The 9,393-nt window shown below is 69.0% G+C and carries 8 protein-coding genes and 2 pseudogenes; 5 read left to right on the forward strand and 5 right to left on the reverse strand.

The features are described from left to right. The 5 genes and pseudogenes from pheS to Q0629_RS00050 form a co-directional block, all read left to right on the forward strand. Positions 1-310: pseudogene (pheS, locus tag Q0629_RS00030) on the forward strand (phenylalanine--tRNA ligase subunit alpha); the annotation flags it as partial. After that, positions 310-2,739: a phenylalanine--tRNA ligase subunit beta gene (gene pheT, locus Q0629_RS00035; RefSeq protein WP_298777397.1), complete on the forward strand. Its 2,430-nt coding sequence runs from the start codon at positions 310-312 to the stop codon at positions 2,737-2,739. The pseudogene pheS and the gene pheT, both read left to right, overlap by 1 nt. A 69-nt stretch (positions 2,740-2,808) precedes the next feature. Continuing rightward, entirely contained in the window at positions 2,809-3,093 is a 285-nt protein-coding gene (locus Q0629_RS00040) for a hypothetical protein (protein ID WP_298777399.1), read from the forward strand. A gap of 29 nt (positions 3,094-3,122) precedes the next feature. Beyond that, a complete protein-coding gene (locus Q0629_RS00045; protein WP_298777401.1) occupies positions 3,123-3,398 on the forward strand; it encodes a hypothetical protein in 276 nt (91 codons plus the stop codon). A gap of 127 nt (positions 3,399-3,525) precedes the next feature. Next, entirely contained in the window at positions 3,526-5,055 is a 1,530-nt protein-coding gene (locus Q0629_RS00050; RefSeq protein ID WP_298777402.1) for a sodium:solute symporter family protein, read from the forward strand. 151 nt (positions 5,056-5,206) lie between these two features. On the opposite strand, the gene Q0629_RS00055 is transcribed toward Q0629_RS00050, so the two are convergent. From Q0629_RS00055 to Q0629_RS00075, 5 genes and pseudogenes are all read right to left on the reverse strand, one after another. Continuing rightward, entirely contained in the window at positions 5,207-5,740 is a 534-nt protein-coding gene (locus Q0629_RS00055) for a prepilin-type N-terminal cleavage/methylation domain-containing protein (RefSeq protein WP_298777403.1), read from the reverse strand. After that, on the reverse strand, positions 5,733-6,173 hold the full coding sequence (gene gspG, locus Q0629_RS00060; RefSeq protein WP_298777404.1) for a type II secretion system major pseudopilin GspG: 441 nt from the start codon (positions 6,171-6,173) through the stop codon (positions 5,733-5,735). Before gspG ends, Q0629_RS00055 begins: the two co-directional genes overlap by 8 nt. A 59-nt stretch (positions 6,174-6,232) precedes the next feature. Further along, on the reverse strand, positions 6,233-7,384 hold the full coding sequence (locus Q0629_RS00065) for a type II secretion system F family protein (RefSeq protein WP_298777405.1): 1,152 nt from the start codon (positions 7,382-7,384) through the stop codon (positions 6,233-6,235). A 1-nt stretch (position 7,385) separates the two neighbouring features. After that, a complete protein-coding gene (locus Q0629_RS00070; RefSeq protein WP_298777406.1) occupies positions 7,386-8,951 on the reverse strand; it encodes a GspE/PulE family protein in 1,566 nt (521 codons plus the stop codon). Positions 8,952-8,953: 2 nt separating this feature from the next. Next, positions 8,954-9,393 (reverse strand): annotated as a pseudogene (locus tag Q0629_RS00075) (hypothetical protein); the annotation flags it as partial.

Below are 9,393 nucleotides of genomic sequence, written 5' to 3' on the forward strand. Positions count from 1 at the left end.
GAACCGCTTCCGCGCCAGCTACTTCCCCTTCACGGAGCCCTCGATGGAGCTCGACATCGAGTGCGTGGTGTGCGGCGGGCGCGACTCCCACTGCCGCGTGTGCAAGGGCACGGGATGGCTCGAGGCCGGCGGCATGGGCATGGTCCACCCGGAGGTGGTGCGGGCCGGAGGCATCGACCCGGAGCGCTACAACGGCTTCGCCTTCGGCCTGGGGCTGGACCGCATGGCCATGCTGAAGTACGGCATTGCCGACCTGCGCCTGCTCTTTGACGGCAACGTTTCCTATTTCCTGTCGGGGAGGGATGCCTGATGCTCGTATCCTGGGAGCTGTTGAAGGACTTTATCGACGTCGGCGTTTCGCCGGAGGAGGCCGCGGAGCGCCTGACGCTCTCCGGCGCGGAGGTCGAGGGCCTGCGGCGCACGGCGGGGGCCATGAGGGGCGTCGTGACGGCGCGGATCGCCTCCCTCGAGAAGCACCCGACTCAGGACCGCCTCTCGGTCGCCCGTCTGGACGCCGGCGATGGACGGCAGTCCCTCTGCATCACAAGCGCCGTGAACATGAAGCAGGGGGACCTGGTGTTCTACGCGCCCCCCGGCTCCATCCTGCCCGACGGCACGGAGCTCGGCATGCGCGACTTCTTCGGCGTGGACAGCGCGGGGATGATGCTCTCCGCCGAGGAGCTGGGCCTGCCGGACGTGGACTCCCCCGAAGGGCTCCTGATCCTGCCCCCGGATGCCCCCGTGGGCGTCCCGGCGGAGGCCCTCTACCACCTGGGGGACACGGTGCTCGACGTTTCCGTCACCCCGAACCGCGGTGACCTCCTGAGCCTCCTGGGCGTGGCCAGGGAGCTGAAGGGGCTCTTCCCCGGCGCGACGCTCAGGACGCCCGCGTGGATGGCGCCCCTGAAGCAGGAGGAGGACTGGACGGAACGGTTCGGCGCCATCTCCCTGCCGGACCGGGGCTGCCTGTGTTACCGCCTGGGGCTGGCCACAGGCGCCGGGATCGGGCCGTCGCCCCTGACGGCGCGGATCGACCTGAGCCACATGGGCATGAGGCCTCTCACCAACGCCGTGGACGCCACGAACTACGTCATGCTGGCGCTGGGACAGCCCCTCCATGCCTTCGACCTCAACACGCTGCCGGAGCGGGAGATCACGGTGCGCGCCGCCCGCGAGGGCGAGCGCATGACGACCCTGGACGACAAGGAGCGCCTCCTGACGGAGCGCGACATGCTCATCACGAGCGGCGGGACCCCCATCGCCCTGGCCGGCGTGATGGGAGGGAAGCAGACCGGCATCGCGGAGGACACCCGAACGATCGTGGTGGAGAGCGCCTGCTTCTCCCCCGTGCGGGTGGGGCACACGGCCCGTCGCCTCGGCATCGCCTCGGAGGCCGCCTTCCGCTTCTCCCGCACGGTGGACCCCACCCTCTCCGCGACGGCCCTCTCCGCGGCACTGTCCCTCCTGCGCGACTGGTGCGGAGCGGACGTGAGCTGCCGTCCGCTGTCCGCCGAGAACGCCCTCCCCGCCCCGAAGCCCGTGACCCTGACGCGGCGAAAGCTCTCCGTCTACCTGTCCTTCGACGACATGGACGGGGCCCAGGAGATCCTCGAGGGCTTCGGCATCGCGCGCTGCGGCGGAACGGAGGACGCCCGGACCTTCCTGCCGCCGAGCTGGAGGCCGGACGTTTCCATCGAGGAGGACCTCATCGAGGAGGTTGGCCGATTCCGGGGCTACAACGACGAGCCGGGCCGCCTGCCGGGCGAGATGCCCGTCCGCGCGGAGGTGGGCTCTCCCACCAGCCTGGCCGCCGCCCTGCGCAGCACCCTCGTGGCGCGCGGCTACACCGAGGTCATGACCTACAGCTTCCTGCCCGAGGACTTTCCGGCCCGGCTGCACCTGCCGGACGAGGACCTGCGGGCGCACCCCTTGACGCTGGCCAACCCGATCAGCCGCGACCAGATCGCCATGCGCACCACCCTCGTGCCGGGGCTGCTTATGGGGCTTCGGACGACCCTGGCCTCCGGCTGGCGCGGCGCGGTACGGACGTTCGAGCAGGGACGCGCCTTCCTGAGGACCGCGCCCGGCGCGGCGGAGCACGTGGAGATCGACCGCGTGGCGGGGCTGGCCTTCAACGGCACGGACCCCCGCACGCCATGGAAGGGGCAGGAGGAGGACTTCTACAGCGTCCGGGCGGACGTCGAGGCGCTGCTCCTGGGCCGGGGGCTGACGCCGCGCTTCGTGCCGGGCCGCGAGCCCTTCGCCCACTCCGGGCAGACGGCCGAGGTTCGGGCCGTCACGCCGGAAGGGGAGAGGCGGATCGGCTGGCTGGCCCGCCTGAAGCCGGCCCTGGAGCAAGAACTGGACGTGACGGGGCCGGTCTGCCTCTTCGAGCTGGACCTGGCGCCCCTCGAGGTGCTGCGCAAGCCACGCTACAAGCCCGGCAGCCCCTTCCCCGCCTCCCTGCGCGACATCTCCATGTTCGTGCCGGCGGGCCGCGACCAGGACGAGGTGGCTGCGGACGTCCGCGAGGCCGCCCGCGAGGCGGGGGGCGACATCCTGGAAACGCTTCGCCTCTTCGACGTCTACGCGGGAAAGGGCGTGCCCGACGGCTTCGTCAGCATGGCCTACTCGCTGAACTACCGCGCCCCCGACCGCACCCTGAAGGACGAGGAAGTGGAGTCCATCCACCGGAAGGTGCGGGACACCCTGGCGCGGAAAGGGTACAATATACGGTAAGTCATCCCGGCCCTGTCGAGCCTCCGGCCCGGCAGGGCCGTACCGTGCGGAGGAGGAGTGGTTGTACGGATGGAACTGAGGAACATTGAGAACCTTGTGGATCGCCTGTCGGAGCAGATCGAGACGTTGATCGAGGAGCGGGACGACCTGCGGCGCGAGGTGGCCCGCCTCAGCACCTGCGTCGCCGAGCGCGACGAGGAGTGCGTCCGCGTCCGCCAGGAAATGGCGCGGGCCATCGAGGAGGCGGCGGAGGAGTCCGCGCACGTGGAGCGCAGCGGCACGGAGATCGAGGCGAAGCTCCAGACCCTGAACGACCGCCTCATCGAGCTCGTGATGGAACAGCAGCGGGGCTGACGGTCGTGAAGGCGCCAAGGAACGTGCCCTTGACCGTCGGAAAGAGGACCTACACCATCAAGACCCCTCTGGACGATGCGGCGCTCTCCCGCGTGCAGGCCCTGCTCCGCGACGTCTGTGGAGATCCCGCCCGTGGGACGGCTCAGGAGGAACTGATGCTCTTGGCCTGCCTGAAGCTCGCCTACTCGCTGGACACGCTGACGGAGCGGCTGGGGGCACTGACGGACCGCCTCGCCGACGGGGCGGGGCTCCGGAAGGCGTCCCTCGCCTCAAAGCCTTCCGAGAACGCCACAGACGAAGGGTAGGAATATCTCGCAGGCGCGCGGATTCCCTGCGCCATGATCGCGAAGGGCGGCGAGCCGACGGGAGAGCGCGGACTGCAGGGCCACAAGTCATTTTAGGGCCGCCGCTGCGGCAGGGGGGATTGATCTCATGGAATTTCAGATGGGGCTGGGGATCGTGCTGGTGCTGGCATTGATCGTCGGCGTAGGGATCTGGTCGGGCAGGCGGGTGAAGAACGAGGCGGACTTCCTGACCGGCGGCGGCCAGGCGGGGCCCGCCCTGGTCTGCGGCGCGCTGATGGGGAGCCTCGTCAGCGCTCAGTCCACGATCGGCTCCGCGCAGATGGCCTTCTATTACGGCCTGACGGCCTGGTGGTTCACCCTGGGGTCGGCTCTGGGATGCCTCCTCATGGCCCTGGGCTACGTCCGCGCCCTCCGGGCCAGCGGCTGCGTGACGGAGCTGCAGGTCATCTCGAAGGAGTACGGCGGAACGGCGGAGAGCATCGGAACCGTGCTGAGCGCCGTGGGCATCTTCATCACCGTGCTGTCGCAGATCATCGCCTGCATCGGTATCTTCACGATCCTGTTCCCCAACCTCTCCATGGCGTGGGCCGCCGTCCTGACCGTGGCCGTGATGGGCTGTTACATCGTGTTCGGCGGCGCCTGGGGGGCGGGCATGGGCGGCGTGGTGAAGGTGGCCCTGCTCTACCTGGCCTTTATGGCCGGCATCGTACTGGTGCTGCGCTTCGAGGGCGGGCTTACCGGACTTTCGAAGACGCTCTCGAACCTCCTGGCGGGCACTCCCCTGGGGATGGTCCAGCGCGCCGCCGCCAACGTCCCCAACGTGGCGGACGGAGGGGACCTGGCGCAGCGCTTCGCCAGCCTTACTGCCCGCGGCCTCCCCACGGACATGGGCTCCTGCCTGTCCCTCATCGTTGGGGTCCTCTCCACCCAGACCTACGCCCAGGCCGTCTGGAGCGCCAGGACCGACGCGGCGGCGCGCAGGGGCGTGCTGATCAGCGCCCTCCTGATCCCCATCCTCGGAGCCGCGGGCATCCTCATGGGGCTTTCGGTGCGCGCCCACTACATCACCCAGGCGGAGGTGGAGGCGCTCGCCGCCGCAGGACAGGCCATCCCCGACCTTCCGGTCCTGGCCAGCACGCTGCACGTGCTGCCGGCCTTCGCCATGGACCACATGCCGCCGCTGATGGCCGGCGCCGTGCTGGGGACGCTCCTGATCACGGTGATCGGCGGCGGGGCGGGGCTGTCACTGGGCATGGCTACCATCCTGGTGGAGGACCTGTACCGGCGCGCCACGAAGTGCATCGACACCGCCTCGAAGGAGCTCCTGGCGACGCGCCTCACCATCGTGGGGATCCTCGTCGTCGGGGCGGCGCTGGCCGTCCTCGCCCACGACAGCAAGCTGAACGACCTGGGCTTCCTCTCCATGGGCCTGCGGGGGGCAGTGGTGTTCGCCCCCATGACCTGCGCCCTGATGCTGAAGGGGCACATTCGTCCGCCCTTCATCGTGGCTGCGATCGTTCTGGGCCCATCGGCGGTCGCGGCCGTCCTCCTCCTGGACCTGCCCGTGGACCCAATCCTGAGCGGCACGGGAATCTCCATCGCCTGCTGCCTCGCCGGGCTGCTCTTCCAGCCGAAGCGTGCGGGCGTCCTGACCTGATCCCCCCGCGCCACGAAGCACAAACGTAAAGGGCCGATGGGGCACGTCGCCCCATCGGCCCCTTTGCGCCGGCACCTTCCGTCCGGCGGTCGTTCGAACGACATCGTATCCCCCGGACGGGCTCATCCGTCGGAGGTCTCTGGCACGGCCGTCAGCGGTCCCGCCGGGGCACCGGGGCGCAGTAGCCCGTCACGGTCAGGAGGAAGCGTTCCGCTGCGCCCTCCGCCGTCCCTGGGTCCGCCCAGGATATCCGGGCCGGCGTGCAGGAGCCATCCGTGTAGAAGTAGACGACCTCCGGCTCCATGCTCCAGCCCTCTCCCGCCGGCGGGTAGGCCAGCTTCACGGGGCTCCAGGCCAACACGCCCTCCCGCGCCCTGGCCGTGCCCAGGAAGACGCTGAGGTCCCGGCTGTCCGGGGCCTGACGGACCAGCGCCTCCACGTCGATGCGGCCGCGCCTGGAGCGCTCCTCCGGCTTCAGCACGAAGCGGATGGACACTCCGGACAGGGCCAGGTCCCCAGCCTCCTCCACGCTGCGCTGCAGCAGCGCCGCGGGAGGCTCGTAGTAAAACGAGATGCGCGGCACCAGGACAGCGGCCATGAGCCCCACGATCGTGAGCACGATCATGATCTCGATCAGCGTGAAGGCGCGCCGCCGCGCCTCCCCGAAGGGCGGGGAATCAGTCATCGTTCGTGACGTCCGCGCCCTCGCCCTCACCGCCCTCCTCGCCGTCCGGACCGGTGCTGACGATCTGGATGCGCCCGTTTCGGTTGCGGTAGATGTAGGGGTTGCCCCAGGGGTCGTCCGGTACCTTCTTCAAGTACCCGCCCTCGATGTAGTGCTTCGGCACGGGGGAGATGGTGGGCGCCTTCACCAGCGCGTCCAAGCCCTGCTGCGTGGAGGGGTAGAAGCCGTTGTGCATTCGATACATCTCCAGGGCCTCCTCGAAGCTCTTGATCTGCGACCGGGCCATCGTACGTTGGGCCTCCGCCACCTGGGGGCCGATGCGCGGCACCACCAGAGCCGCCAGAAGGCCGAGGATCACCACCACCACCATGATCTCGATCAGCGTGAAGCCGCGCCGACGGGCCATGTGTAAACCGTACTTCGTCTTGCTCATCTCACGTTCCTCCCAAAGCGCGCCCGCGCCAAATCAACATGCGGGAGCGTTAATTTTCGCTACTTTACGATGCCCGCCAGGTCGAACACCGGCGTCAGAATCGCCAGGACGATGAAGCCCACGGAAACGCCCAAAAGCAGCACCATCATGGGCTCCATGAGCGTCGAGAGGCGCTCCATCCGGCTCTGGGCGATCTCCCGGCACTGGCCGGAAACGTTCGAGAGCGCCTGGGACAGCTCGCCGCCCATCTCCCCCACCCGGACCACCGCCACGATCTCCTCCGGGAAGCCCGTCTTCTCAAGGGCCCTGTCGAAGCGGTGCCCCGCCTTGACCATCTCCGCGCAGTCCAGCCAGCGCTTGGCCCTGGGGTCCATCGAAGAGGCCATCCGCAGCGCTTGAACCAGGGGGATTCCGGAGCGCAAGAGCGTGCTGATGTGCGACGTCACGAGCGCCAGCGTCAGTTGTTCGTTGATGCCCCGCATGAAGGGGATCGCGATCTTCTTCCCGCGCCGCTTCATCCACAGGAACAGCAACAGAAGCCCCAGCAGGACCCAGACGCCCCAGTTGATGATAAAGGAGGACAGGCCGATCAGGATACGGGTCGGCAGGGGCAGCGTCTGGTGCATGTCCTCGAACAGGGACGAGATCTTCGGCACCACGTAGGTCAGCATGAAGGTGACGACGCCGACCCCCACCACCGCCATCACGATGGGGTACGTCATCGCGCCGCGAATCTTGCGCACCAGGCCGTCCTCCAGCTTGAACTGCTCCGCAGCCTCCTCCAGCACGGAGATGAGGGAGCCGCTCTGCTCGCCGGACTCCGCCACGCGCCACAGACTCTCGCGGAAGGCGCCGCTCTCGGCCAGGGCCGTGTGAAACTTCCGCCCGCCCTCCACCTCGGCAAGGAGCTTCTCCAGCGCCGGGCCCATGCGCCTGTCCCGCGCCTGCTTCGCCATGATTCTCAGGGAGTCCGCCAAGGGCAGGCCGGACTTGAGGTAGGACGCCAGGCTGCGGCAGAAGAAGATGTGTGCGTCGAGGGACAGGAGCTTCGGGCGTCCGCCGCGCTTCCTCTCCGTCGCCGCCGCGACGTCCACCACCACCACGCCGCGCTCCGTCAGACGCTCCACCGCCTGCATGGAGGAGGAGGCCTCCACCGTCCCCCTGGTCTGCTTCCCCCGCGCGTCGTAACCCGAATAGGTGAAGTGGGGCATGTCACTCCTCCCCCGCCACGCGAATCAGCTCGTCCGGCGAGGTCCGCCCCGCCTCGACGGCGGAGAGCCCGATCTCCCACAGGGTGCGGAAGCCGCCCTCCCGTGCGATCTCCCGCAGCCTGGAGGCCGTCGCTCCGGCCACGAAGGCCTCCTGCACCGCCTCGTCCACCACGAACTGCTCGTAGAGGCCGATGCGCCCCTTGTAGCCCGTGTTGTGGCACTCGGAGCAGCCCACGGGCTCAAACGCCCGCTTCAACCCCTGACGGGCCATGGCCGCCGGCGGGGCCACCTCCCTCATGCAGTGGGGACAGAGGCGGCGCGCCAGGCGCTGGGCCACCGCTCCGATCATGCAGTTGGCGGCCAGGTAGGGCTCAATGCCCATGTCCACCAGGCGAATGATGGCACCGATGGAGTCGTTCGTGTGGAGCGTCGAGAGCACCAGGTGCCCCGTCAGGGAGGCCTGGACGCCGATGTGGGCCGTCTCGAAGTCGCGCATCTCCCCGATCATCACGATGTCCGGGTCCTGCCGCAGGATGGAGCGCAGGGCGGAGGCGAAGGTCACGCCGGCCTTCTCGTTCACCTGAATCTGCGCCACTCCCGGCAGGGCGTACTCCACGGGGTCCTCCACCGTGATGATGTTCACCTCCGGCCGGGCCAGGGCCTGAAGGATAGCGTAGAGGCTCGTGGACTTTCCCGACCCCGTGGGGCCGGTAAAGAGGATCATGCCGTGGGGGCGGTGGATCAGGGCCTCCATCGTCTCGCGCTCCTCCCTCTCCATGCCCAGGTCCTCCAGCGTCAGGAGCCCGTGTCCCTTGTCCAGAAGGCGCATGGCCATCCGCTCGCCGTACTGCGTCGGCACGAGCCCCACCCGGACGTCCACCGCCCTGTCCCCCAGAGTGATGCCGATCCGGCCGTCCTGGGGCGTCATGTGCTCCGCGATGTCCATCTTGGCCATGACCTTGATGCGGCTCGTCAGTGGGGCCTGGTGCGTGCGCGGCAGGCGCAGGCGGTCCTGCAGCACACCGTCGATGCGAAAGCGGATCAGGACGTCGTCCTCGTAGGGTTCCACGTGGATGTCCGTGGCGCGCTGGCGCAGCGCGTCCACGAAGAGGCCGTTCACCAGACGGATGACCGGCACGTCCACCGAGTCGCTCAACACGTCCTCCCGGCTCAGGTCCTCGATGTCGTCGATGCCCTCCATCTTCCGCGCCGCCTCGTCCGCGGCCACGCTGCGAAGGTCGTAGAGCTTGCGCAGGAGCTCGCTCACCTCCGACTCCGTGCGCAGCTCGATCTCCACGGGACGCCCCAGGGCCGTGGCCAGCACCTGAGCCTTCGGCCAGGCGTCCAGGGACGACGCTCCCACGATCAGCACGCCGTCGTCGATGCGAAGGGGGACCACGCCGCCCTGGCGCAACACGTCAAGGCCCATCCCCTCCGGCAGGAGCTCGGAGACTTCCTTTGCGTCCGGCAGGGGCGGCAGCGGCGCGTCCCCGCCGACGGGGAGGGCGGTGGCCTCCGGGCCCTCTCCCAGGGCCCGGACGTCCACGCTCCTCAGGCGTTCGGGCATCGCTACTGCCTCCTGCTCTTTCGGACGCTCTCGTGATAGAGCTCCTGGAAGCGGCGATCGACCTCGCGCTCGATGGGGTTCACGTCCATGCTCGCCAGCAAAGGCCGCGCGCCGGACGGGAAGACCTTCGCATCCCCGTTGGTGACGTCTGCGGAGGCAAAGGCGTCCGTGAGGCCGGAGGCCCGGAGCGTCGCGCCCCGCATCTCCTCGGGGTTCGAGATGATCTGGGGCGTCAGGAAGATGACGAAGTCCACCTTCTCCTTCTCCTTCGAGACCTTCTGGAACAGGCTGCCAATCAGGGGGATGTAGGACAGGCCCGGCACGCGCCGCCTGAGGGCCCGCTCCGTCTCCTTGATCATGCCCCCCAGGATCACGGTCTCCCCGTTCGCCACCACCACCGAGGTGTGCACCTCCCGCTTCGCCGTCACGGGCGTCACGGACC

The organism is uncultured Fretibacterium sp. (assembly GCF_938030725.1).
Taxonomy (GTDB): domain Bacteria; phylum Synergistota; class Synergistia; order Synergistales; family Aminobacteriaceae; genus Fretibacterium.